The organism is Enterobacter sp. RHBSTW-00175 (assembly GCF_013927005.1).
GTDB lineage: Bacteria > Pseudomonadota > Gammaproteobacteria > Enterobacterales > Enterobacteriaceae > Enterobacter.
This window is the reverse complement of sequence record NZ_CP055930.1, coordinates 5,168,344-5,192,425: the sequence shown is the minus strand read 5'-3', so window position 1 is coordinate 5,192,425 and position 24,082 is coordinate 5,168,344. Positions and strand designations below refer to the sequence as shown.

The 24,082-nt window shown below is 55.8% G+C and carries 21 protein-coding genes; 1 reads left to right on the top strand and 20 read right to left on the bottom strand.

Features of this window, described 5'->3' with window-relative positions; all coding sequences use genetic code 11:
- Window positions 1–302 precede the first annotated feature (302 nt).
- The 6 genes from HV107_RS25095 to nifL form a co-directional block, all read right to left on the bottom strand.
- Window positions 303–3,485 (bottom strand): response regulator, encoded by a 3,183-nt coding sequence (locus HV107_RS25095; RefSeq protein WP_182061400.1) that lies wholly within the window; start codon window positions 3,483–3,485, stop codon window positions 303–305.
- Window positions 3,486–3,487: 2 nt separating this feature from the next.
- On the bottom strand, window positions 3,488–4,117 hold the full coding sequence (evgA, locus tag HV107_RS25090; protein ID WP_182061399.1) for an acid-sensing system DNA-binding response regulator EvgA: 630 nt from the start codon (window positions 4,115–4,117) through the stop codon (window positions 3,488–3,490).
- 582 nt (window positions 4,118–4,699) lie between these two features.
- Window positions 4,700–5,209 carry a nitrogen fixation protein NifQ gene (locus HV107_RS25085; RefSeq protein ID WP_182061398.1) on the bottom strand — a complete coding sequence of 170 codons (510 nt, stop codon included), beginning with the start codon at window positions 5,207–5,209 and terminating at the stop codon, window positions 4,700–4,702.
- On the bottom strand, window positions 5,209–6,615 hold the full coding sequence (gene nifB, locus HV107_RS25080; RefSeq protein WP_182061397.1) for a nitrogenase cofactor biosynthesis protein NifB: 1,407 nt from the start codon (window positions 6,613–6,615) through the stop codon (window positions 5,209–5,211). Before nifB ends, HV107_RS25085 begins: the two co-directional genes overlap by 1 nt.
- Before the next feature lie 166 nt (window positions 6,616–6,781).
- On the bottom strand, window positions 6,782–8,356 hold the full coding sequence (gene nifA, locus HV107_RS25075; protein ID WP_182061396.1) for a nif-specific transcriptional activator NifA: 1,575 nt from the start codon (window positions 8,354–8,356) through the stop codon (window positions 6,782–6,784).
- Complete coding sequence (nifL, locus tag HV107_RS25070; RefSeq protein WP_182061395.1) at window positions 8,353–9,840, bottom strand: nitrogen fixation negative regulator NifL; 1,488 nt, start codon at window positions 9,838–9,840, stop codon at window positions 8,353–8,355. The genes nifA and nifL overlap by 4 nt, the downstream gene beginning before the upstream one ends.
- A 357-nt stretch (window positions 9,841–10,197) precedes the next feature.
- On the opposite strand from nifL, the gene HV107_RS25065 reads away from it, so the two are divergent.
- On the top strand, window positions 10,198–10,728 hold the full coding sequence (locus HV107_RS25065) for a flavodoxin (protein WP_182061394.1): 531 nt from the start codon (window positions 10,198–10,200) through the stop codon (window positions 10,726–10,728).
- A gap of 87 nt (window positions 10,729–10,815) precedes the next feature.
- Here the strand turns inward: HV107_RS25065 and nifM are convergent, their stop codons facing one another.
- From nifM to nifH, 14 genes are all read right to left on the bottom strand, one after another.
- Window positions 10,816–11,610 (bottom strand): nitrogen fixation protein NifM, encoded by a 795-nt coding sequence (gene nifM, locus HV107_RS25060; protein ID WP_182061393.1) that lies wholly within the window; start codon window positions 11,608–11,610, stop codon window positions 10,816–10,818.
- A complete protein-coding gene (locus tag HV107_RS25055) occupies window positions 11,607–12,050 on the bottom strand; it encodes a nitrogen fixation protein NifZ (protein ID WP_182061392.1) in 444 nt (147 codons plus the stop codon). The genes nifM and HV107_RS25055 overlap by 4 nt, the downstream gene beginning before the upstream one ends.
- Window positions 12,047–12,304 carry a nitrogenase-stabilizing/protective protein NifW gene (locus tag HV107_RS25050; RefSeq protein WP_074779443.1) on the bottom strand — a complete coding sequence of 86 codons (258 nt, stop codon included), beginning with the start codon at window positions 12,302–12,304 and terminating at the stop codon, window positions 12,047–12,049. Before HV107_RS25050 ends, HV107_RS25055 begins: the two co-directional genes overlap by 4 nt.
- A 2-nt stretch (window positions 12,305–12,306) precedes the next feature.
- Entirely contained in the window at window positions 12,307–13,446 is a 1,140-nt protein-coding gene (gene nifV / locus HV107_RS25045; RefSeq protein WP_182061391.1) for a homocitrate synthase, read from the bottom strand.
- A 10-nt stretch (window positions 13,447–13,456) separates the two neighbouring features.
- A complete protein-coding gene (gene nifS, locus HV107_RS25040; protein ID WP_182061390.1) occupies window positions 13,457–14,659 on the bottom strand; it encodes a cysteine desulfurase NifS in 1,203 nt (400 codons plus the stop codon).
- Window positions 14,660–14,674: 15 nt separating this feature from the next.
- On the bottom strand, window positions 14,675–15,514 hold the full coding sequence (gene nifU, locus HV107_RS25035; protein ID WP_182061389.1) for a Fe-S cluster assembly protein NifU: 840 nt from the start codon (window positions 15,512–15,514) through the stop codon (window positions 14,675–14,677).
- 207 nt (window positions 15,515–15,721) lie between these two features.
- Window positions 15,722–16,186 (bottom strand): NifB/NifX family molybdenum-iron cluster-binding protein, encoded by a 465-nt coding sequence (locus HV107_RS25030; protein ID WP_182061388.1) that lies wholly within the window; start codon window positions 16,184–16,186, stop codon window positions 15,722–15,724.
- Window positions 16,173–17,558, bottom strand: coding sequence for a nitrogenase iron-molybdenum cofactor biosynthesis protein NifN (gene nifN, locus HV107_RS25025; protein WP_182061387.1), 1,386 nt, complete (start codon window positions 17,556–17,558; stop codon window positions 16,173–16,175). Before nifN ends, HV107_RS25030 begins: the two co-directional genes overlap by 14 nt.
- A 10-nt stretch (window positions 17,559–17,568) precedes the next feature.
- Entirely contained in the window at window positions 17,569–18,942 is a 1,374-nt protein-coding gene (nifE, locus tag HV107_RS25020; RefSeq protein WP_182061386.1) for a nitrogenase iron-molybdenum cofactor biosynthesis protein NifE, read from the bottom strand.
- Window positions 18,943–19,098: 156 nt separating this feature from the next.
- A complete protein-coding gene (locus HV107_RS25015; RefSeq protein WP_182061385.1) occupies window positions 19,099–19,761 on the bottom strand; it encodes a NifB/NifX family molybdenum-iron cluster-binding protein in 663 nt (220 codons plus the stop codon).
- Window positions 19,762–19,772: 11 nt separating this feature from the next.
- Entirely contained in the window at window positions 19,773–19,991 is a 219-nt protein-coding gene (nifT, locus tag HV107_RS25010; protein ID WP_182061384.1) for a putative nitrogen fixation protein NifT, read from the bottom strand.
- 40 nt (window positions 19,992–20,031) lie between these two features.
- Window positions 20,032–21,594 (bottom strand): nitrogenase molybdenum-iron protein subunit beta, encoded by a 1,563-nt coding sequence (gene nifK, locus HV107_RS25005; protein ID WP_182061383.1) that lies wholly within the window; start codon window positions 21,592–21,594, stop codon window positions 20,032–20,034.
- A 55-nt stretch (window positions 21,595–21,649) separates the two neighbouring features.
- Window positions 21,650–23,098, bottom strand: a complete 1,449-nt coding sequence (gene nifD, locus HV107_RS25000) for a nitrogenase molybdenum-iron protein alpha chain (RefSeq protein WP_182061382.1) — start codon at window positions 23,096–23,098, stop codon at window positions 21,650–21,652.
- Window positions 23,099–23,125: 27 nt separating this feature from the next.
- Complete coding sequence (gene nifH / locus HV107_RS24995) at window positions 23,126–24,007, bottom strand: nitrogenase iron protein (RefSeq protein ID WP_182061381.1); 882 nt, start codon at window positions 24,005–24,007, stop codon at window positions 23,126–23,128.
- Window positions 24,008–24,082: the final 75 nt, after the last annotated feature.

The following is a 24,082-nucleotide window of genomic DNA, read 5'->3' as shown; positions in this document are numbered from 1 at the left end:
AGAATTAAAAGAACATTAATCCATAAAAAGCCGGTGAAAACGAATTAAAGCACCAGTTAAAAATAAAAATATGGAATTTAAAGCTACCATGAAACATAGGTGCAACTTAATGATCTATGGTTGTTTGATAGCCAAAACTTGTAATAACCATCAATTTAGATTTTTCTTAGGCAATATTCTATTGTCACTTAACAAAAGATACTGCACCGGAACAGGGCTAATTTTACCTGGTTAACAGTAGATCAACATCAGCGAGGGCTTATTATTCTGTCATCAAGTGCCTACATATGTAGGAAAAGGGGTTATTGTTGAAATTGTTCAATGGATTGGTCCAGCTTATTGAGCGAGCTTTCGATGCGGTTCAAAAAGTCGAGCAGTTCCGCCGCAGAAACAGCGTCAGGCAATCGTTCTTCTAGCATATGGGCAACAGTGATGAGTTCATTAATTCCCAGCAATTGGGCTGTACCGTTAAGGCGATGAATATGATATTTCACTGATGGATAATCTTCGTCACGTGCGGCTGCTCTGGCTGCTTCTAAATCGTGTCGATTTTCACGCTGCGCATCATGCAGTGCCGCGAGCATAAGCCCCCGATTGCCTTGCGCCAGCACCGCCAGACGCTTCTCATCGAACACAGCTCCATTCGTCTGGCCTACTCCGGCTAGCAGGCTAGAGATCTGCGCGAGAGTAATTGGCTTAAATAGACAATCGTTCATTCCCGCCGCAAGGCAGCGCTCACGCTCATGCTGCTGCGCTGTAGCGGTCAGACCCCAGATGGGAAGGTCGCTCTCAAATCTTCTCACCTCACGGGTAAGCGCAATACCGTCCATCACGGGCATGTTAAGGTCGGTAATCAATAAATCGTAACGGTCCTGATGAAGATAGTTTAATGCCTCTTCGCCGTTTTCCGCTTCATCCACAGTAATTCCCAGTGAGTCGAGCTGACGTTTCAACAGTAGACGACTGGAAGGGTGATCGTCGGCAATTAATACTCGCAACGCTTTGCCAATAAACGGAGGCGGTGAGGGGTCGGTTTCAAGGACTTCAGCGAGTGCATCATATGAAATTTGCACTGGCAGGCTCAGCGTCACGCTGGTTCCCTGATTAAGTTCACTTTGCAGATCTATCGTGCCCCCCATCTGCTTCATCAATGCTTTTGCAATAGCCAATCCTAGCCCTGATCCGCGATGAAATTCCCCCATTTTCCCCTGACTGAAGGGCATAAAAAGCGACTTTTGTTCTTCGCCGCTGATGCCGGGTCCCGTGTCGTTTACAGATATTACCAGTATCTGATTCAGCTTCTTCGCCGAGATCTGAACGTGTCCATGACGGGTAAATTTCACCGCATTGCCGATAAGATTAATCAGTACCTGTCCCAACATCTGTGGATCTAGCTGCATAGCTTCTTTTGGATCCAGATGCGAGTTATAGCGCAGTCCTATCCCTTTCTGCCCGGCAAGCGCGGTAAAAAGTAGTACTTTTTCTTTGATCATCGCATCAACATGCACCCACTTCGGCATCACTTCCTGCAAACCGGACTCAATCTTCTCCAGATCGAGGATCTCACCAATTAGTTTCAAGAGTGAGCGCGAAGCTATTACGGCATGATCGACCGAGGTTTTATCTTCAGGGCTGAGGTTTGTCGTTGAGTTTTGCAGCAGTTCCAGAAATCCCACAATGGCACTTACTGGGGTGCGGATCTCGTGGCTCATATGAGAGAGGAAGTTTCGTTTCTCTTCATTCGCTTTCTGCGCCTTGTTCTTTTCTATCACCAATAAACGCTGCGACTCTTTTCTTCTACGTGCCTGCCGTACCAGGTAGAGCACCCAGAGTAAGGTGCTGACCACCAGCAGCGTAGCGAGGGTCGCTACCAGGTAGAAGGGCCGGTTATACAACTCCCAGGTATCTATTTGGACGTCCGGCAGACGTACCCATTTACCGACAATCTGTAAAACTTCCTTCTGGGGGATATCGTCAAGAGCCTTATCAAGGATCTGCCTTAATTCAGGCTCTGAGCGGGGAACAGCAAAACTGATTGCCGCTGGTTGCACTTCCGGTAACGGGAGCCATGCCAGCCTATCGGGATAATAATGTTCGCTGAGGTAGCGGGCCGTCAGCTGATTAGAGATCGCCGCGTCCACTTTCCCCGTTGCAACAAGATTTAATGCCACGCTGGAGTTTTCTACTTCTTGCCAATGGATATCCGGATGACGGGCTTTCATTTGCATCAGTAGCGGATGATCCGCGCTTATCGCCACGCGAGCCCCTGCCTTTAACCCTATCGCCTGAGCGTCCTCTTTTCTGACAACGGTGACAAACTGGGTAGTAATAAAAGGATGAGTGAAGGTGAGGGCGTTTTGGAGGCTCAAATCATAGGCGGCTGCCTGTACAATATGCCAGTTGCCCTTTTTCATCTCCGAAAGCATATCTTCACGCGAGTTGACGACAACTGTTTCGTATTGCAGGCCGGTTTGCAGACTAATCAGATTAAGAATATCCCCTACAATCCCCCGTACTTCCTGATTATTGTCGGCCATGGTGTAAGGCGCAAACCACGGATTAATAATTACCCGCAGCGTTTTATGTTTTTTTAGCCACTGTTTTTCACGAGGCGTCAGATTGAGCGGTTTGAGCAAAAAAGAGAGATTGCCTTTGTCGATCATCGACTGCGCAATTTGTCCATGCTGATTTTCATCTATTGCATTGACGGTGCTATTAATGATGTTCAGCAAGCGGTCTTGTGCCGGTAAGAATAAAAAGTGGCTCATTTTCTGCGGCGAAGGCCAGTATTTAACCGTACTCAATGCCTGGCTGAACTCCTGGGAAAGCCAGGTGCTTGTGGTCAGCGAATCCCCCATAAACCATCTATTCTGCCCGGTAATAACGGAGTTCAGCGCCTCCTGATAACTGGCGTAATTGGCTATTTCGGCATTCGGAAACGCCTCATGGATGAAATCAGCGCCAGGATAGCCCTCAACAACAGCAATGCGACTAGTTCGCGGACTTTGCAAGGGACTCATAACGTTAGAGAGCGAGGTCACCAGCACGGGCCAGGAATGCACCAGAGGCTCCGAGAGCTGAATACCCTCCTCAGCAAACGGAAACGTATCAAGACCGGTCAACACCGTGTCAATCTCACCCGCACGCAGTGCGCGGATCGCATCAGCGCGATTTTTATAGCTCAACACGGCGATGCGGATATTTAGCGAGTAATGAATTAGCATCAGATAGTCAGCATTCATCCCCCTGTAGCGCCCGCTGAGCGTGGTTTGCACCAACGGAGCCTGTTCCGGTTGATAAACCCCGACGCGTAGCACTCTTTTCTGCAACAACCAGCGTTTGTCATCCTCGCTCAAGTAAACCGGTACCGGCGTAATGTAACTATATCCCGACAGCTCCAGCTCAATGGAGGGGGTATCCTGAGCATAAGCAGTACATCCGCTGAAAACCCAGAGGAGTAGGAGTATTACAAGCCGTAGATCCATGTTCAGGTCAGCTTATTCTGATGGGCAAAAGAGAGGAGTTCGACTAACGATTTGCAGCCTAATTTTTCCATTAATCTTGTTTTATAGGTGCTTACCGTTTTACTGCTAATATACATCGCTTCGCCGATCTGTGTATTATCAAGGCCGCTCAGCATATAGTTCATTACTTTCATCTCCTGTGCGGAGAGAGATTCAAGACGCTGGTTATCCGTGAGTGTCGCAGACGGTTCTTCCAGGAAAAAAGGAAAGTAGCTATAACCATTTTGCGCCGCATTAATCGCTGCAAGAATATTTTCCATATCCTGTTTTTTACTAATAAAAGCATTCGCGCCAGCTTGCGCACAGCGTTTACTGTAATATCGATCGTTTTTTGCAGATACTACGATTAACACACCGGTAAAACGCTGCGCCCTGAGTTTCTCCACGAGCTCAACGCCATTTATGCCGGGGATTTCGACATCTACAACGATGATATCCACCGCTGTTTTCGTCAACTCCTTTAGGGCCACATCCCCACGCTCAAACTCTTTGATAATGATAATGTGTTGTTTTTCCAACACGCCACGTATGGCCATGCGCGCCAGGGGATGGTCATCCACAATAACGGCGGTAGGAAACAAAGGCTCATTCATAGGCTACCTGAACGCTGTAAATCGTCGAAGACAACATACACAGGATGATATCCTAACGATACGGCTTACTGATTTATAAATTAATTTTTTTTGTACCAGCTCACGTTGTACCGGTCAATTAAAACGCATTTTCGTTTGAGCATTTTCCCAGTAATGATTAACTAACTCCTCTGTTTGTACCTGGCCATTATACTCGTATGCCAGTATTCTGACCTTCTCGCCATTGATTAGTACACCCCGGTGTTAGAAATGTCTCCATAAGTCACATGAGGACATCCCCATGAAGAAGCGATTTTCCGCCGAACAGGTCACAACTTCTCTTTTGGTTTGGCAATGCGATATTAATTCTCAGTGAGCATAACCATTTCTTGTTTAACTATTACGCTGTTTTTACTCATCCATGTACTCATTTTTGACAGCGTTGTTCCGGGATGAGTTGAGACCCCATGAAATGGATAAAAACAACGTAAGTGATTGGTTTTTATGGGTTTATATATTCTCATGAGACGGCGAATTAAATTCAGACCTCGATAGATGTCCACTCATATCTCTTTGCAACCTGGGTTTCGTGAAACATATATTTCAGGAATCTGAAAAACAGATTTCGCGTTCGCAGCAGGCGTCGCAACTTGGGGAGCGGCAAATAAGCTCCCCAGCAGAATGCAGGCAGCGCTGACGATAAAAAAACTTTTTCCAGCGCATATTTTCACTGTTCATTTCTACCAGCAGAGGAAAACAGTCACTCATTAACTCGCGCAACTCCTGACGCGAACTTAACCCCAGATCCTGCCACAGATGGTTAAACGCCAGCGAAGCACTGGCGATAATGTTGTGCATCGGTGCCGCGCCTGACACCATATAGCCCGCCAGCCACTGCGCCAGTTGTTGCTGTTCGTCGCTACGGGTGGCATTCAGCTCGCTCATCAGTTTTTGGCGCAGCAAACAATCGGCGGGCATCGGCTGCGTGGGGGGATCGAACTGCGCCTGCAGGGCATGCCATTCGGTCACCTGCAAGCCCATCATCAGCGGATAACAGCCTTCTCCGTGTGCATAGAGCCACAGCAAACGCCGCAGCCAGTCGTGAACAGGCATTATGCCACCCCCATTGACGCGGGATCGGACTGCACCTTTTTCCGCCACTGCTGCCACCAGCTGGTCAGCGCCTCGTTAACCGGCTCCCAGGCGTGATCGACGCAGGGTTGAATGCCGCGCGCTTCCAGTTTCTGCCACGGCCCGTAGCCGATACGGGCGCAAAATACGGCTTTCACATCGGCCAGCAGATCCAGAACCGCGTCCATCCGCGCGTCGCTGTCCTGCGGTTCGCAGTTGTCGCTTCCCTGACAAAATTTCGGCGTAAAGCGTTCGTTGACCAGCACCGCACCCGCCGCCGACAGGCTGTATATGCTAAAGCGATCGGCATGACCAAAGTGGCAATCAATCGCATCGCCACGCATGGAGGCAACCGCCACCAGACAGGTATCCGGCTCTTCCGATTCGCCGCGCGTGGCAATGCTGGCATGCAACTGCGCCCGGTGGTAAAGCGTTGGCAACCACGGCTGCGGTAACTCTTCAACCGGCGTCAGGGAAAACTGCTGGCTGCGATCTTCGCCGAGCATACCGATCGCGTCAGCGCGGCACTGCTGGCAGTGCGTCATCTGCGGCATCACCTCGCCGCAACGCTCACGCACCTGGGCTACCATCTGCGCATCAGGCTCCGGCTGTCCGTTCAGACCGAACACCGTACCGTGCTCCGGGCGGGCGATCAGCGGCATAATATTGTGAATAAAGGCGCCGCTGGCACGCAGTTCGCGGCTGACATCGATCAGAACGCCATCGTTGATGCCGGGGATCAATACCGAGTTGATCTTCACCAACACGCCTTTGGCTGTCAGGCGACGCACGCCTTCAAGCTGGCGGGCAATCAGGATCTCACCGGCTTCACGTCCGCTGTAGCGTTCACCGTCGAGCCACAGCCAGGCGTAGATTTGCGCCGCGATATCGGCATCCAGCGTATTGATCGTCACCGTGACATGGTCAACGCCAACATTCACCAGTCTCTCTACCGCATCCGGTAGCATCAGCCCGTTGGTGGAGAGGCAAAGTTTCAGGTCGGGGAGCTGTTCGCGCACCATTTCCAGGGTGGTAAATGTGCGTTGAATATTGGCCAGCGGGTCGCCAGGCCCGGCGATGCCCACCACCGACAATTGCGGGATCGCCGCAGCCACATGGCGCACTTTGGCTACCGCCTGTTCCGGCGTCAGCAGCGATGACGAGACGCCGGGGCGCGATTCATTACTGCAATCAAATTTGCGGTTGCAATAGTTGCATTGCAGGTTACAGGCAGGCGCGACTGGCAGATGCATACGGGCATAACGATGATGGCCGTTTTGCGAGTAGCAGGGGTGCGACGCCACCTTACCGGCAACGACATCAGATAAAGGTTCACGCTGCCCGGTGTGACAGCGTGAACCGCCAGCGGCGGATGTGCAGGAAGTCATGGGCGTACCTTGGTTGTGTGGTCATAACCTCCTGTTGCAAAACCTGTACCGCTTGCCATCATTGTAACTTACTGAAAATTAATGTTTTAAATTCAGCGCGTCATTGTCTGTTTGTCGAGTTTGTGGCGTTTGGCTGACAATGTGCTGAATGTCACAAAAAACAGCGCTACATTCGCGGCATGGTGATGTCCATCGTCTGAATACGGTAAGCCACCTGGCGCGGGGTCATTCCCAGCAGGCGGGCGGCTTTTGCCTGTACCCAACCGGCTTTCTCCAGCGCGGCGATCAATCTTTGTCGCTCGTCGAGATTCTGATCAAGCCAGCTCTCTTCGCGCGGTGCGCTGGGTTGCGGCGGTTTTGGCAGAGTTTCACGGTGATGAAACAAAATCACGTCGCGATCGATCAGCCCGCTTTCCGACATCACCGCCGAACGTTCAAGGCAGTTTTCCAGTTCACGCACGTTTCCGGGCCAGCTATAGCTCATCAGCAAACGGATCGCGCCATCGCTGATACGCAGTGTGCGGTTCTGGTTTTGCGCGATTTTGCGCACCAGAAAGTGCGCCAGCTCGGCAATGTCCTCCTGGCGCTCGCGGAGCGGGGGCAGGGAGATGGGCATCACATTGAGGCGGTAGTAGAGATCTTCGCGAAAATTCCCCTGCCGCACTTCCTCTTCCAGATTGCGGTTGGTGGCGGCAATGATCCGTACATTCACCCGCAGCGTTTCGTCACCGCCGACGCGTTCCATTTCGCCTTCCTGCAAAATACGCAGCAATTTCGCCTGAAACGAGGCGCTACTTTCGCCGATCTCATCAAGAAATAACGTTCCTCCATCCGCCAGTTCGAAGCGGCCTTTGCGCTGGCGTACCGCGCCGGTAAACGCACCTTTTTCATGGCCGAAGAGTTCACTCTCCAGCAGCGTGTCGGGTAGCGCCGCGCAGTTGAATTTGACGAACGGTGCAGCAGCGCGCGGTGAATTGTGGTGGATAGCATTGGCTATCAGCTCTTTACCGGTCCCGCTTTCGCCACGCACCAGCACGGTGGTGTCCCAGCGCGATACCTGGCGAATAATTTCCAGCGTCTGGCGCATGGCCGCGCTTTTACCGACCATGTTTTCAAAACCAAACGATCGCGACGGTGCGCACCCACGCTGACTGGCGATCTGCGCGGCGGCCGCTCGGGGTGAGGGCGCGACGCTGGGCGGCGTCATCAGGCGGACGGTTTGCACCACCAGATTGGCGACAGTTTCCAGAAAACGAGTGCAGGCTGGCAGCCGCTCCTCGTAGCGGGCCATCGGCTGAGCTGCCAGCACGCCGATAGGCTGCGAGTTTGGTCCTATCAGCGGCACGGCGATAAACGGCAGGCTGTAATCATACAATCCAAGGCGATCGAGAAAACGCTGGTCGTCGGAAACGCAGGGCAGCACCAGAGATTGCCCCTGCGACAGCACCGTGCCTACCAGCCCTTCACCCGGGCGGTAACGAATCTGCGAACTGCCTGGAATGAGCTGCTGATCGGCCTCCTGCAGGGCTTCAATGTTAAGGATCGCTTGTTGGCTGTCGTACAGACAGATCATCCCGTGCTGCATAAAGGCATTGTTGTGCAGCACGCACAGCACTTCCTGTAGCGTCTGCCCGACCTCCGTCGCCCGGCTTAGCACCTCGCTGATACGCTGCATGGCGGTAAACTGCTGGGAGAGGTCAAAGCGCCAGACGGTTGTACCCGACTCCGTTCGCTGAGTCATAGTGAGCCTCCGGTCAGAGAGTGAAATAACGGGAAACGCAGGGTCAGGCAGGTGCCTCCCTGAGGGCGGGAGGTCAATTCAATTGCGCCGCGATGGTGGGCGACCAGCGTCTGGATCAGCCGCAGCTCCATGCCTTTACCGGGGGCATTGAGCGCATCGGGGGAATGGGTGTAGCGCACCTGAGTCAGCGGTACATTGTCGTTTAAATAGAACGACAGCCAGCCGCTCTCTTCGCGGGCGTAAAGCTGAGTCTGTACCGTGAAATCACGTAGCTCAGCGGCAATATCCAGCGTTCTGTCGAGCCACAGGCTCAGGCAGGCAAGCAGTTGTGTTCGCTGACCAAAGCCCACCAGATAGGGCGATTCCAGCTCAATTTGCAGGTTTTCGCCCTGGTTATATCGGAGGTGATACAGAGCGAGCAGATCGTCAAGGAACGGCTGGAGCGGCCAGACTGCCGGGCTTTCCAGCTCCAGCGACGGACGGCACCGTTGCAGCCGCGCCATCGCTTCTTCGCCTTCACGCCAGGCGGCATCCAGCGCCAGATTGCTGTGATCGTCGCCATTTAAACGACGGGCGGCGGCCAGCATATTAATTGGGCAATTGAGTTGCACCAGCGCGGCGTCCAGCGATTCGCGGATCGCCGCCAGCAATTTACCGCTGGTTATCTGCTGCTTCAGACGGTCGAGACGCCCCTGTTCCTGTTGTTGCTGCTGCTGGGTATTGTCGGTGATCACCACCAGCGTGCGCGGCACGGCGCTATCAATAAAGTAGCGGCCCGCTTCCTCACTGACGCCCGGCAGCGCCCAGCAGGTGATGGACAACCAGCGTACTGTGCCGCGCAGCGCTACCGGCAGCACCAGGCCCTGCGCCAGCTCCGCTTTATGGGCGGAAAAATTGAGTTCGGTCAGCAGCTCTTTACCGCCGCAATCGGCGCAAAAAGTTTTATAGGCGAGGTTATCCATCACTACCTGATCGCGTTCGTCCACCACTACAACCGCCGCCGGAATATTATTCAAAACGGCTTCAGTCAGCGTCATATGATTACGCAGCCGTTGTTCCAGCGCGTAGCTGGTACTGATGTCGCGCTGCATGGCCAGGTAATGTTCGAGTTTGCCGAGCGTATTAAACAGTGGGGTGATGTCGATCTCCACCAGAAACAGGCTGCCGTCGCGGCGACGATTGATCAGTTGCCCGCGCCACGGACGGTGTTGCAGCAGGGTGTGCCACATATCCTGGTAGATTTCACGCGGCGTCTGTTTACTGGCGAGCAGGCGCGGGTTTTGCTGCAACAACTCTTCCAGCTCATACCCCGACTGGCGGCAAAACGCCGGGTTGGCATACAGAATGTGGGCATCGGCATCAGTCAGGGAAATCGCAACGGGAGCCTGTTCAACCATGGTGAAAAACAACCCGGGATGCTGTTGTGAGAGCGCTCCGGCGATCTCGGCGGGCGCTGCGGCGTCCATCATCATATTCAGGGTCATCACAAACTCCTGTGGTCAAAATGGGAATGTCGCAGTTATGACAATTTGTGCCACCTGTCGACTTTCGTCCGAACATAAACGGACAATCATTAACCATGCAAAGGGTGCGCCTTTGGTCCTTGTTACTCGCTGTAAGATTGATCCAGATCCCTGTTTGCCGCCGATTTTTACCCTTTTGCCCTCTGGCTGTGCGTGGCAACGCCCAATAGGGTGGATAAAAAAGCGCCGCTCTGGTGCATAACGGGCCAATACAGTGCAGCGATTGCCCGGCAAAAAAGCTGGCACAGCCTTCGCAATATCTTCGGTGATAGCTGCCTGTTCAGGGCGGATTCACACTTTTTCTCACAGGAGCATGCGATGGCTAACATTGGAATTTTTTTCGGTACCGACACGGGTAAAACCCGCAAGATTGCCAAAATGATCCACCAAAAACTGGGTGCAGCGGCCGATGTGCCGGTGAATATCAACCGTACCGACCTCGACACGTTTCTTTCTTATCCGGTCCTGCTGTTAGGGACGCCGACGCTCGGCGACGGGCAACTGCCAGGGCTGGATGCGGGTTGTGAGGACGCGTCATGGAGAGAGTTTGTCGCTCAGCTTGAGATCAACAGCCTGAGCGGTAAAACCGTGGCGCTCTTCGGTCTTGGCGACCAGGTGGGTTACCCGGATAACTTTGTCAGCGGCCTGCGCCCGCTGTATGACGCGCTGAAAAACAGCGGCGCGCAGATTGTCGGCCACTGGCCGAATGAAGGCTATGAATTCAATGCCTCATCGGCGCTGGAAGCGGATAAATTTGTCGGATTAGTGATCGATCAGGACAATCAGTATGACCTGACCGACGAGCGCCTGGATGCCTGGCTGGAAACGCTTAAACCGATATTGTTGTAAGTGATGTTGCCGGGTAACACGCGTTACCCGGCAACATAACCGGTTCGACAGGAAGGTCTGTTACCGGTATTTGTTCTGAAGGTGAAATTAATCCGCCATCACGCTGCGGGTTAACGCTGCCAGCCACGTGCGCTGGTACTGCTGCTGGTTCTGACGAACCAAATAGCTTCGTGCTTTTTCCAGCGCTTCCTCTTGCGGCATTGGCGCGGCGTCACGGATCGCTTCGCACCATAACAGATGCCAGCCGAGGCCGGTTTCGATAGGGGTGCTAAGGCCATTTTCCGCCAGCGCAAACAGCGCGGCGTCGAGTTCGGGATAGAGCAACCCCTGGCTTATCCAGCCCAAACGTCCGCCTTCAAGCGCGCTGGGGCAGTGGGAGTAGCGCTGCGCCAGCCGGGCAAAGTATTGACGCGAGATGCTAATATCCTGATGAAAATGGCGGATCTGGCGCTGCACTGCGCCATCGTCGTTATCGACCGTCAGCAACAGGTGAGATGTCAGCCGCTGCGGCGGGCGCATAAACTGCGCCTGATGTTGCTGATACCAGGCCAGCACCTGTAAATCGTCCGGCAGAGGAGCGCGCCCGGCAATCTCGGCGAACTGCCACTCCATGCGGGCATGATGCCGGACCACTGTCTGCCGTTCGTCAGCAGAAAAATGCCCACCATCCAGCCAGCTTGCCAGCGAGGTTGCGACACTCTCCAACACGCTATCCGGCAGGGAGGTGCCAGCGGCAACCTCCACCACAGCCTTTTCCAGCTGGCACTGGCGGGCGAAGGCATCGTCAAACGCGGTTTGTTGATCGGCAGGAATGTGTTCCGGTTCGCACTGCCAGCGTGTTATCGCCAGCCGCCGCCGGGCGAAGCGTTGCCACGGCGTCATGCGTCATCCTCCAGCAGGGTAATGGCGCCAGCGGGGACCAGGAACCAGCGCCCGGAAAACGTGACGGTGTAACTCTCCCCATCTTCGCCCTGGTCTGTTCCTTCAATACGGCCATGCTCTCCGGCGGCGATCACCACTTCGCCATTTACCGACAGCGCGTGGCGGCAGGCAACCCGATCGCCATACTGAAACTGCCCGGCGTGCCACGGCACGGAAAGCGGCAGTAGCTCCTGCTCGCGGCAGCCAACCACCAAATCATCATCGAGAAAATGCACCTGATAGATAATCTGATCCATCAAAAATGTGCCCCATTCGCGGACAAAACCGGTACTGCCGCGACGCACCAGCAGGTCGCCGCGCGCAAAGCCGCGCATGGTGCCGTCATTGCGAATGGCGCGGGTAACGCGCACTTCTTCGCCAAAATCGAATTTTTGTCTCATGAGGTATGCTCCGGAAGGTAGTGCTGATAGCTTTCCGTCAGCAACCGGCGCGCCAGCAGCCACGGGGCGCGGGGCGCCTCTTCAAGCAAATTGCGCAGCGGTACGTTTTGCCGCAGCCGCTGGTGAAACTCCCGCAGCACCGGCAGACAGCAGTGGCGCAGCACCAGCGGGTCATATGGCACGCTAAAGAATTCAAAAAAAGACTCGGCGGTATCGAGCTCATCCACGCCGGGAATTTGATAAAACCACTCCATCGTCAGCCCCTCGCAAAGTGTGCGGATTCCCCGCACAGCGCATCGTAAATTGCCACCAGCTCTTCCTCTTTCGGCGTGCGTTTCCAGCGCTCGGCAAAGCGGCGGATCTCCGGCAGCAGCAGATCGATTTGTAGGGTATCGAGGTGATACCCCATGCGGGCGAAGACGCCATCCACCGCCTGGCGACCGGAGTGTTTACCCAGCACCAGCCGATACTCGCGCCCCATCAGTGCCGGATCAATCGCCTGATAGCTTTCGCGATCGCGCAGTAGCGCGGCGACATGAACGCCGGATTCATGGGTGAAAACCTGTGAACCTACCAGCGGTTGCTGCGGGTCAATCGCCCGCTGTGTCGCGTCGGCCACGGTCTGGCACAGGGACGGCAGGCGCGTAAAATCAACACCACAATCCTGTTGCAGGCAGCGGCTCAGGCTCAGAGCAACGGTTTCCAGCGCGGCATTGCCTGCGCGTTCGCCCAGCCCGAGCACGGTCGTGTTGACGCTGGTGGCTCCGGCGCGCACCGCCGCCAGCGTATTGGCGGTCGCCAGCCCCAGATCGTTGTGCGCATGCATTTCGATTTCGCCCGGCCAGTATTCACCAAGCGCCTGAATGCGGGTGGTGGTGGTAAAGGGATCGAGCAGGCCGAGAGTGTCGGCGAAACGCAGTCGTTTCGCGCCCGCTTCGCGGGCGATATCGGCAATCTGGTTCAGCGTCTGATCGCTGGCGCGTGAGGCATCCTCGCAGCCGACACAGACCTGCATTCCCAGCGTCCGCGCTTGTGCAATCAGCGTACCCAGTTTATCGAGCAACTGCGGTAGCGGTTCGCGAAGCTTGTACTGGCGCAGCTTATCCGAAGCGGGCAGGGAGATATCCACCCAGTCCATACCGAGATCCGCGCTCTGGCGGATCTCGTCGTGGTTCATCCGACACCAGGACATCAGCGTTGCGGCGGGCACATGCCGGCGCACCTGCAAAATGCGCTGGCGCTCCTCGTCGCCCATCGCTGGCGTGCCAACTTCGAGCGCGGTAATGCCCGCAGTAAACAGCGCCTCGGCGATGGCGATTTTCTCGCTGGCGAGAAACGCGACGCCCGGACTCTGTTCGCCGTCACGCAGGGTGGTGTCGTTGATAAGCACATTCATACTCGCCGCCTTAGCCGTATAACGGCGCAAATGCTGATTCAGCCGCCCCGGGTTTTCCCTCCTGCCAGTAGGGCGAGAGCATCCGCAGGCGGGCAATAATCGTTGGCAGGGTGTCGATCACGTAGTCGATCTCCTTCTCACGCGTGTAGCGCGAGAGCGAGAAACGAATACTGCCGTGCGCGGCGGTGTAAGGAATGTTCATCGCCCGCATGACATGCGAAGGCTCCAGCGAACCGGAGGTACAGGCGCTGCCGCTTGATGCCGCAATTCCCACCTGGTTGAGCAGTAATAAAATGGCTTCCCCTTCGATAAACTCAAACGCCAGATTGGTGGTGCCTGGAACGCGCGGCTGGTTGCCGCCCATTACCATCACGGAAGGCACCTGCGCAATAAGCCCTTCCTGCAGTCGATCGCGCAGGTGTGCCAGCGAGGAGGCACCTGGCAGATGGATCTGCGCAAGTTCGCAGGCTGCACCCATGCCGACAATCCCGGCAATGTTTTCCGTCCCTGCACGGCGTCCGCGCTCCTGATGGCCGCCGCGTAGCAGCGGACGAAAACGCGTTCCGCGCCGCAGATAGAGGCAGCCGACACCCTTCGGCCCGTGCAGTTTGTGCGCCGAGCAGGAGAGCATATCGATCTGCGTGCGGCCAATATCCAGCGGAATTTTGCCGACCGCCTGTACCGCATCGCAGTGGAACAGCGCGCCGTATTCATGGGCCATGGCCGCCATTTCAATCACCGGAAACAGCACGCCGGTTTCGTTGTTTGCCCACATCACGCTCACCACCGCCACTCGCGTGCTGAGCGCCTGGCGGTACTGCTCCATATCCAGCGCACCGTCGCTATTCACACCAATGCGGTGGATAAGGTAACCCTGACGCTCCAGATGTTCACAAACGGCGAGCGTGGCCGGGTGCTCCACTGCAGTGGTGATAATTTCCCGGCGCTCCGGCATCAGTTCAACACAGGCGTGCAGCGCGGTTGACGTGGCTTCGGTTGCGCAGGAGGTGAAAATAATCTCGCTGGTATGATCGGCCCCAAGCAGGGCGGCAACCTGTTGGTGCGCGCGCTCAAGGGCCTCACGGGAAGGCGTGCCGAAATCATGAATCGAAGAGGGGTTGCCATAATGCTCGGTCAGAAAGGGCATCATCGCTTCCAGCACCATTGGATCGATTCGCGTGGTGGCGTTGTTATCCAGATATACCTGTTTCATGCTCTTTCCCCTCTGTTAATACACTGCGGCTTCACCAGCCACGACTTCCATATAACAGCCGGTGCGTTCCATCAGTTTTTGCTGTAACCAGGCGAGCGTCATGTCGGTCATCATGCAGCCGCTACAACTGCCGGAGAGGCTGACCGTGACTTTATGATTTGCCACGCTGAGCAGCGTCATATCGCCTCCATCAGCCTGAATATGCGGGCGCAGTTCAGTGATGGCATCAACCACTTCCTGCCAGTGCGGATCTTTGGTTGTCGTAACCGGCGCGGCGACCTGTGGGTGCTGCGCGAGAATATCCGCCAGCGCCAGTTCGATTTTTTCATGACACGAAGTACAGCCGCCGCCTGCTTTGGTGTAGTTGATCACCTCTTCCAGCGTGGTCAGCCCATTGCTTAGCACCGCGCGGCGAATCTGTCCTTCATCCACGCCAAAGCACTTACAAATCAGCACGCCTTCTTCGTGGTCATCTTCCAGCGTTTCGCCGCGGTAGTTGGCGATGGCAGCACGTAGCGCTTCCTGGCCCATGACCGAACAGTGCATTTTTTGCGGCGGTAAACCGTCAAGATAATCGGCAATTTGTTGGTTGGTGACCTGTTCGGCCTGCGCCAGCGTGCGGCCGATAATCAGTTCCGTTAAGGCGGAAGAAGAGGCAATTGCGCTGCCGCAGCCAAAGGTCTGAAACCCGGCCTCAAGAATGGTTTCATCTTGCGGATCCACTCGCAGCATCAGCCGTAACGCATCGCCACAGCTTAACGATCCCACATCACCCACGGCGTTGGCGTTTTCCACCACCCGGGCGTTACGGGGATTAAAAAAATGATCTTTCACTTTCTCGGAGTAATTCCACATGCTTTTGGCTCCCAGGATGTATGACGGAACGCGCCGGAGCGCATTACACCGCGTCAATCAACAGCGGGTAATATCGTAGAAGCAAAAGCAGTACCAGAAGATGAAACCGTTATATTTCAATAAGATGATTTTGGAGCCTGACATAAAACTGCGAACTATGTCGCAGTTTTATGTTGGCTTTGTCACAGAGCTGACACAGAAAAGGCATCAGCGCTCATCCTCTTCCTGCCACTCATCTTCCAGCAGTAGCCCGGCAAAGCGATCGGTATTGCGGCTGCGCGCACTTCTTCGCTGCTCTTTGTCGTACCAGTAGTGTTGGATTTCCTGCAACAGCCCGACAATCGTTGTATCTGCCGGAACGCGCACCGCGCGCACGCCGACCTGTAAAAGCTGGCGAAAAACCGTCTCGCCGATCGCCACGCAGTAGAGCGTCACACAATCCTCCAGCGCGCTAATCCGGCTGGTCAGTTTCTCCTGCTGATGGCCGGGCAGTACCGAGAAATCCACCACCCGTAGCAGGGTGACGTCATCCTCTTTGACGCCGTACACCACCAGCCGCGGCGTGGCGCCGAAATGCTGATCGACATGGTGGTAATCGGAACTGGCAAAGGCCACTCTCATCGACCATTCACTGTCGCAAATGGTGCTGAATTGTCGGTTAACATGTTGCATAGTCACCTCCCGAAGATGCAGGTTCGTAAAAACGCTGGCGCAGCGGCGAGTGATAAGCGGCAAGATGATGGTGGCGATCGCGCAGTGCATTCGCCAGCTCAAACAAGGTGTCGCGCATCCCGGCGTAACCCTGGCGCACGCGGCGAAATTCGCCCAGACGGTCGAACAGGGGGAAACCGGCGCGCACCAGCGGAATGTTGAACTGCCTGGCCAAATCCGCAGCGTGAGAATTGGACACCAGCAGTGATGCAGGCGTTTTGCACAACAGATCCTGCATATCCTCCAGATCGCCGATGATGACGTTTTCGACCGGCAGATCCTGCAACCCTTTCTGGCTCACTGGCGCCACCACCGGGCCGGGAACCATGCCCATATCACGGGCGAAATCGCACCAGGCGGCGAGCAGATCGCCCTCGGCGGCCAGCGCGACAGGCGCGCCCTGTAACCACATATGGCAATCGATCATCGCATCCTGCAATTGCCCGCGCTGGCGCTCGATCCACGCCGGAACATCACGCCCGGAGAGGCGCTTCAGTTGATGAATAAACGTATCGCACTGGCTCATGGTCATCAGGTGCGGCAGCGTGATGACCTCTGCATGGCTGCGCTGCGTCAGCAACTGCGCGGCGCGGGAGAGGGAAACGCCAATGGCGAACGTGCCGAGGCTCTGTCCCATCTGTTCAATCAGCCGCAGGCTGCTGCCGCCCTGGGTAATAGGTGAGAAATCCCCGCTGGCGAGATGGCCGTCCAGCGACTGGGAGAGATCCGGCACAATCACCGGTTGCAGGCCAAATGCCTCGACATAACTGCGCAGCAGCTCGACGTCGCCCGGCGTCAGCAAGTGGCTGAGCAGCAGGTTCACGCGGCGATTGCGCACGCCCGGCTGCGGTTTTTCCGGCACCCACTGTTCAACCATGCTCTCCAGTACCGCGCTGTAGCCGTTTTCCAGGCTGCCATAAAAATCCGGTGTGTTAACGGTCAGCAGCGCCACCCCTTTATGGCGCGGGAATTCATCGCGGAACTGGCGCACCACACGTGAAATATCGCTGCCCTGCGCCTCAGAAAGGCCGGTGCTCAGCAGAACAATCGCTTTCGGGTTGTTACGTGAGCACAGCACATTCAGTGCGGTAAAGATGTTCCCATCGGCGCCCATAATGGTGGATGTCGGGTCCATTGCCGTCGATTGCAGCGGGATCGGATCGTGAAAATGCTGAATAAAAAAGACCTTTGCGAAGGCGCTGCACCCCTGAGCACCATGAACCAGCGGAATGCTCTGTTCAAAGCCCATGCTCGCCAGAATCGCGCCCAGCGGCTGGCCGCTTTTTACCGGACTGACGGCCAGCGGCTTTTTACTACGGATAATTTCTGCCATTGTGTGATCCTTATTGCCACGGTGCGCGGGAATGGGTTTGTGGCCAGACCGGGCTTTCCATGGTCAGGCAGAGTTGTTCAGCCAGCGTGACAATGCCGCGGTAGCCGGCAAAGGCGTGCTCGCGCTCCTGATTGATATCGAGGAACGGCAGCCGCGCTTTGTAGGCGGTATACATATTGCGTCCCCCGGCGATCATTATGTCCGCCTGGTAGCGGTAAACCACGTCCAGAAGCGAGCGGGCGTTGCCTTCATCAAGCATCAGCGCATCGGCGCCCATCAGTTCGCGGATGCGTTGTTTATCCTCTTCGGTGGATTTGCGTGTGCCGGTCGCCACCACTTCCATGCCCAGATCCTGAAGAGCCGAGACCACCGACCAGGATTTCACGCCGCCGGTATAGAGCAGCGCTTTGCGCCCGCGCAGGCGCTCGCGCAGCGGGGCCAGAGCCTGCTCTGTTCGTTGTTCTTCGCGGGCAATGAGTTGTTCAGTGCGCTGCATCAGATCGCGGTCTGCGGTCAGTGCCGCCAGTTGACGCAGAGCGTCGGAAGTGGCGCGAACACCATAAAAACTGCCTTCAAACCACGGCGTGCCGTAGCGCTGCTCCAGCGAGCGGGCGACATTGATCAGCGCCCTGGAGCAGACCAGCATATTGACCTGCGCCCGGTGCAGCGTCTGGATCTCACTGAAACGCCCGTCGCCGGAAAGGCTACCGAGCACGCGAATACCCAGCTCATCGAGCAGCGGCTGAATGTGCCAGAACTCCCCGGCAATATTGAATTCGCCAATCAGCCCGATATCGTGGCGGTGCGCCGGGGCAAAAGGGGTATCTTCGGGCCACGGTGCGGGTTCACGCCCGCCAATTACCTTTTTCACCATCACTTCACCGGCCAGCCGGTTGCCGAGATTTTTGCTGCCGTAAAAGCCGGCGACATCAACGGCAATCACCGGTACGCCGGTAGCGGTTTCTGCCGCCTGGCAGACGGCTTCGATATCGTCGCCCTCCATTGCGGGTACGCAGGTGTTATAGATAAAAACGGCGGCCGGGTGGTAGCGGTTGACGATGTGGCGCACGGCATGGAACAGGCGGCGCTCGCCACGCCCCATGATCACATCCTGTTCGCTCAGATCGGTGGTAAAACCCAGCCGGTTGATCGTCGGGCCGGAGCTGAAGCTGCCACGGTTATCCCATGAACTACCGGTACAACCAATGGGGCCGTGCACCAGGTGGGCAACATCGGAGAGTGGCAGCAGGGTGATCTGCGCACCGTCAAAGGCGCAGCCACCCGCCGTCGCGCCGGGTTTCGGCGCGCTGCAGCCGGATTTCTGTTTGTGGTTGTGCTCGCAGGCAGGTTCATCGAGCAAAGCCAGGATCTCGTTCCCCTTCATCTTCACCTCATCATCTGGTTGGGTTGTTGCAGAAGGTGCAATTCGCGAGCCAGTAATGAGTGATTGATTTTTAAGAGAAAAAAAGTGTCGTTTTTGCAACAAAGCAGACAATTGGCGCAATGTTCACGCAAAAAAAATCCCCCGAAGGGGATTGATTCAGAACACCCGTTCTTCCAGCGGGTTGGCGCGCTCAAGGCGTTTTGCCAGCCACGGCGGCAGTTGCCCATTGAGTAGCGTTTTGATGGCGTCGCACTGCGAGGTAATGGTCTGCCCGGGGGTGACTTTCATCGGATGGATATTGTGGCGGATCAGGCGGGCAGCGGCGGGGCCGCCAATCGCTTCGCAAAACAGCAGATGGCAATCGCCGAGCAATTGCGCGCGGCTCTCATTGGGCTCTTTGTCCTGCGGGCTGGCGGCGTAACGACGTAAGTCATACAGCCAGCCGCCCTGGTCATCAAAGGCATAAATAAAAAACAGCCGCCCCTGGCCGAAATGACCGTTGATTGCCAGTCCATCCTGCGAGCAGAAGGCGACAATCAACTGCGGGCGACGTGCCGCGTAGTCGATAACGCGCAAGTGGGCAGGCAGATCGCCTTTCAGGCACGCGTTTACCCGTGCCCAGCGCCCGGCGGACATTAATGCTTCCTCATGAGGAAAACGCTGCTCCAGATGGTGTTGATCCAGCGAGGCCAACAGTTCCGGCGTCAGCGGTTCATCACAGTCACCGGTCAGCCACGCCATGATTTGCGCGGGTTGCAGTTCCGGCAGCGCCTGGAACAGCGCCAGCATCCGCCAGAAAAGGGTATCGTTTTCGGACATGGCTCGTCTCCTTACACCAGGGCGTCGCGGGTGGCGCGCAGGCTAATGGGAAATGAGGGCCGTCCCGGTTGCACATTGACGTAATAGCGGCGACCGCCCTCAAGAGAAATCGTACCGCCCCAGCGTTCCGGGGTGTCGTGCTCAACGACCAGGATTTTCGCTTCCAGATCCTGTTTAGCGATATAGCAGTAGAGATCCGCGCCGCGCTGGCGAATAATAACGACCGGCATAGTGCCTCCCTGAGCCCCGCGCAAGGCGGGGCTGTGATGGTTAACGGATAAGATCGAAGCTGTAGTCGGTTTTGCCGAGCTTGATGGTCTCTCTGTCGACTTTCTCCAGCACCGCATTAACCAGCGTGGTGAGGATACTCATGGCCCCTTCGTAACCCCAGGTGGTCTGGCGGTGCAGATGGTGGCGATCGAACAGCGGGAACCCGAGGCGGATCAGCGGCACTTCAAACTGCTCACCCTTCGCCAGCGTATCGCGCTGGATAAACTTGGCGTAGGAGTTGCCGATCATAAAGTCCGGCTGACGGGTAAACATCAGCGAGCGGAAATGCCACAGATCACAGTTGATAAAGACTTCGCTCTCTTTACCGTACGGCGAGGCTTCAAGCATTTTCTTCATCGCTTTCTGCCAGCGTTTGTTGCCGTTATGGCACAGAATCACCGTCGGTTCGCAGCCCAGTTCCAGCAGGAAGCGGGTCAGCCCCATGACAAAATCCGGGTCGCCGAACAGGCCGAATTTCTTGCCGTGCAGCCAGGTGTGGGAGTCGAGTATCATGTCCACCAGCCGGCCGCGTTCCAGCGCTAAGCTATCCGGAATGGCTTTGCCGGTTAACTGGCTTACTGCCATCAGCAGTTCGTCGGTTCCGGCCAGCCCCATCGGGATTTGCACCTCGGTGGCGGGCTGGTTCCAGCTTTCCTGCACCACTTTTTTAGTTTTCGCCAGCTGCCAGGGTTGCAGTAGCAGGGTGTCGATAGCGTCAGGCGCTTCGCGTATCTCCTGCTGGGTCGTACCGCCGGCATACATCTGGTAATGCCCGTCAGCCGGAGTATCCAGTACTTCGGAGGGATCGGAAAGCAGACTGCACGGCACTTCCATTTGCTCCATCATGCGTCTCAGCACGCGGAAATTGCCGAGATAGGTTTCAAATCCGCTAACCAGATTGATACGCGGTAGCTTGCCCGGCTGCCCGCTGTAATCGGCGGTAAAGGTACGGGCGAAGCCCTCAAACATATTGTCCCAGCCGGTGATATGGCTGCCGATAAAGCTCGGCGTATGCGCGTAAGGCACCGGGATCGCCGCGTCGATAAAGCCGTCTTTTTTGGCGTTAGCAATAAACGCCTGCAGGTCGTCGCCGATGACCTCCGCCATACAGGTGGTGGAGACGGCAATGATTTCCGGCTTGTAGAGGGCGCTGGCGTTCTGCAACCCGGTGTTCAGGTTGTTGTTGCCGCCGAATACTGCCGCATCTTCCGTCATCGAGTCGGAAACACAGGCAATCGGCTCTTTAAAGTGACGGTTAAAATAGGTGCGGAAATAGGCCACGCACCCCTGGGAGCCGTGAACATACGGCAGGGTATTGGCAAAGCCCAGCGCGCAAAGTACCGCGCCCAGAGGCTGGCAGGCTTTTGCCGGATCGATAGTCAGCGCTTCGCGTTGAAAGTTAAGCGCTTCATACTCTGCCGTGGTGGTCCATTGAAAGACCTCCTGCACGCGCGCCGGATCGTGGGCCTCTTCCAGTTGCCGTTTATCTTTAAACAGCATCTGGTACGCATCCTGTTCAAACAGCGGATGACAGTTTTGAATTTTCTCAACACTTTGGCTCATGGTGTTCTCCTCCCGCGCCACAAATCGGTGAACAGACGGGATAGCAGGATTAAAATCAGGCGGATTTCAGCCACGGCGCAGTCAACTGGCCCCACGCGGGGTTGTTGAGCGTCATATCCATATCGCGGGCGAAGATGGCAAAGCCGTCATAACCGTGATAGGGGCCGGAGTAATCCCAGGAGTGCATCTGGCGAAACGGCACGCCCATTTTCTGGAAGATGTACTTCTCTTTAATACCGGAGCCGATCAGATCCGGCTTCAGCGCTTTGACAAAGGCTTCCAGTTCATAACTGCTGGCATCGTCGAACAGCAAGGTGCCTTCTTTCAGATCCGGCAGGGTACGGTCGTAGTCATCGTTATGGGCGAATTCATAACCCGCAGCGATAATTTCCATCCCCAGATCTTCATAAGCGCCAATCACATGGCGAGGACGTAAACCGCCCATATACAGCAGCACTTTGCGGCCTTCCAGACGCGGACGGTATTTGGCGATGATGGCGTCGTTCTGCGCCTGATATTTGGCGATCACCGCTTCAGCGTTGGCGCGAATGGTGTCATCAAACATGTCGGCGATTTTGCGCAACGACTCGGCGACTTTGGTCGGGCCGAAGAAGTTGTACTCCATCCACGGAATACCGTGTTTCTCCTCCATATGGCGGGAGATGTAGTTCATCGAGCGGTAGCAGTGCACAAGGTTGAGTTTGACGAACGGCGTGTTCTCCATCTCAACCAGCGTGCCGTCGCCGGACCACTGCGCCACCACGCGCAGGCCCATCTCTTCGAGCAAAATGCGCGAAGCCCAGGCATCACCGCCGATGTTGTAATCACCGATGATCGCCACGTCATAAGGACCGGCTTCAAACGGCTTGCCTTCACGGTTATCCAGTACCCAGTCGCGGATCACGTCATTGGCAATGTGGTGACCGAGTGACTGGGAAACGCCGCGAAAACCTTCGCAGCGCACCGGAATAACCGGTTTATTGATGGCTTTGCGGCTGGCGTTGGCAACGGCTTCAATGTCATCGCCAATCAGGCCGACCGGGCATTCAGACTGAATGGAGATCCCTTTGGTCAGCGGGAACAGCGTCTCCATCTCTTCAATCAGTTTGGCCAGCTTTTTATCGCCGCCAAACACGATATCGCGCTCCTGAAAATCGGAGGTGAAGTTGAGCGTACCGAAGCTATCAACACCGCTGACGCCGGTGTAGTAGTTACGCCGCCCGGCGCGGGAGTACTGACCGCAGCCGATCGGGCCGTGGGAGATATGGGCCATATCTTTGATCGGCCCGAATACCACCCCTTTAGAACCGGCGTAAGAGCAACCGCGCACGGTCATCACGCCGGGCTGCGACTTACGGTTGGAGATGATGCATTTCCCGACGCTTTCCAACTCCGGGTCGCTCACCATCATGTGCTTTCTGCGTTCTTTGCGCGTTTTTTCCGGAAAGATCTCCAGCACTTCCTGGATGATCTCCAGATTACGTTCGCCTGTTGCATTGCTCATAGTTGTCTTCCTGTTGGCGGGCGTGCATCAAACCGCGCTTTCTTCTGCGGCGGTTTTACCGATAATGCTGGTATCTTCCACATCCATAATGCCGAATTCCATCAACAGCTCTTCCAGTTCGTCCATGGTGATGGGCGTTGGTACCACCATTTTGGTGTTGTTGACGATCTTGTTCGCCAGCGAGCGGTATTCGTTGGCCTGGTTGCAGTTCGGATCGTACTCAATCACCGTCATACGGCGGATTTCTGCGCGCTGTACAATGTTGTCGCGCGGAACGAAGTGGATCATCTGGGTGCCGAGTTTTTCCGCCAGCGCCATGATCAGTTCATCTTCACGGTCTGTCTGACGGGAGTTACAGATCAGCCCGCCAAGGCGTACTTTGCCGGATTTGGCGTATTTCACGATGCCTTTAGAGATGTTGTTGGCGGCGTACATCGCCATCATTTCGCCGGAGCAGACGATGTAGATCTCCTGCGCTTTGTTTTCGCGAATTGGCATGGCGAACCCTCCGCACACCACGTCGCCCAGCACGTCGTAAAAGACGAAATCGAGGTCGGGAACATAGGCGCCTTCTTCTTCAAGGAAGTTGATGGCGGTAATTACCCCGCGACCGGCACAGCCTACGCCTGGTTCCGGGCCGCCGGATTCTGCGCAGCGCACGTCGCCGTAACCGATTTGCAGCACATCTTCCAGTTCCAGATCTTCCACGGAGCCGACTTCAGCCGCCATCTCCATAATGGTGTTCTGCGCTTTCGCATGCAGGATCAAACGGGTGGAGTCTGCTTTCGGGTCGCAGCCGACGATCATTACTTTCTTGCCCATCTCCGCCAGCGCGGCGACCAGGTTTTGCGTGGTGGTGGATTTACCGATACCACCTTTGCCGTAAATGGCGCATTGACGCATGGTCATGGTGTTTCTCCTGTTGGTTGTGTGAGTGGCGATTGCCTCACTCTGTTTTGCAGGGAACATACCAGCCGTGCCATT

Excerpts from the sequence above, each read along its gene's own strand:
- HV107_RS25030 (WP_182061388.1), bottom strand. The coding sequence starts at position 16,186 with ATGCAACATGTTAACCGACAATTCAGCACCATTTGCGACAGTGAATGG.
- HV107_RS25055 (WP_182061392.1), bottom strand. The coding sequence starts at position 12,050 with ATGAGACAAAAATTCGATTTTGGCGAAGAAGTGCGCGTTACCCGCGCC.
- HV107_RS25015 (WP_182061385.1), bottom strand. The coding sequence starts at position 19,761 with ATGTCCGAAAACGATACCCTTTTCTGGCGGATGCTGGCGCTGTTCCAG.
- nifK (WP_182061383.1), bottom strand. The coding sequence starts at position 21,594 with ATGAGCCAAAGTGTTGAGAAAATTCAAAACTGTCATCCGCTGTTTGAA.
- HV107_RS25085 (WP_182061398.1), bottom strand. The coding sequence starts at position 5,209 with ATGCCTGTTCACGACTGGCTGCGGCGTTTGCTGTGGCTCTATGCACAC.
- nifD (WP_182061382.1), bottom strand. The coding sequence starts at position 23,098 with ATGAGCAATGCAACAGGCGAACGTAATCTGGAGATCATCCAGGAAGTG.
- nifE (WP_182061386.1), bottom strand. The coding sequence starts at position 18,942 with ATGAAGGGGAACGAGATCCTGGCTTTGCTCGATGAACCTGCCTGCGAG.
- nifA (WP_182061396.1), bottom strand. The coding sequence starts at position 8,356 with ATGACTCAGCGAACGGAGTCGGGTACAACCGTCTGGCGCTTTGACCTC.
- HV107_RS25050 (WP_074779443.1), bottom strand. The coding sequence starts at position 12,304 with ATGGAGTGGTTTTATCAAATTCCCGGCGTGGATGAGCTCGATACCGCC.
- HV107_RS25065 (WP_182061394.1), top strand. The coding sequence starts at position 10,198 with ATGGCTAACATTGGAATTTTTTTCGGTACCGACACGGGTAAAACCCGC.
- HV107_RS25095 (WP_182061400.1), bottom strand. The coding sequence starts at position 3,485 with ATGGATCTACGGCTTGTAATACTCCTACTCCTCTGGGTTTTCAGCGGA.
- nifL (WP_182061395.1), bottom strand. The coding sequence starts at position 9,840 with ATGACCCTGAATATGATGATGGACGCCGCAGCGCCCGCCGAGATCGCC.
- nifU (WP_182061389.1), bottom strand. The coding sequence starts at position 15,514 with ATGTGGAATTACTCCGAGAAAGTGAAAGATCATTTTTTTAATCCCCGT.
- nifB (WP_182061397.1), bottom strand. The coding sequence starts at position 6,615 with ATGACTTCCTGCACATCCGCCGCTGGCGGTTCACGCTGTCACACCGGG.
- nifH (WP_182061381.1), bottom strand. The coding sequence starts at position 24,007 with ATGACCATGCGTCAATGCGCCATTTACGGCAAAGGTGGTATCGGTAAA.
- nifM (WP_182061393.1), bottom strand. The coding sequence starts at position 11,610 with ATGACGCCGTGGCAACGCTTCGCCCGGCGGCGGCTGGCGATAACACGC.
- nifN (WP_182061387.1), bottom strand. The coding sequence starts at position 17,558 with ATGGCAGAAATTATCCGTAGTAAAAAGCCGCTGGCCGTCAGTCCGGTA.
- nifT (WP_182061384.1), bottom strand. The coding sequence starts at position 19,991 with ATGCCGGTCGTTATTATTCGCCAGCGCGGCGCGGATCTCTACTGCTAT.
- nifS (WP_182061390.1), bottom strand. The coding sequence starts at position 14,659 with ATGAAACAGGTATATCTGGATAACAACGCCACCACGCGAATCGATCCA.
- nifV (WP_182061391.1), bottom strand. The coding sequence starts at position 13,446 with ATGAATGTGCTTATCAACGACACCACCCTGCGTGACGGCGAACAGAGT.
- evgA (WP_182061399.1), bottom strand. The coding sequence starts at position 4,117 with ATGAATGAGCCTTTGTTTCCTACCGCCGTTATTGTGGATGACCATCCC.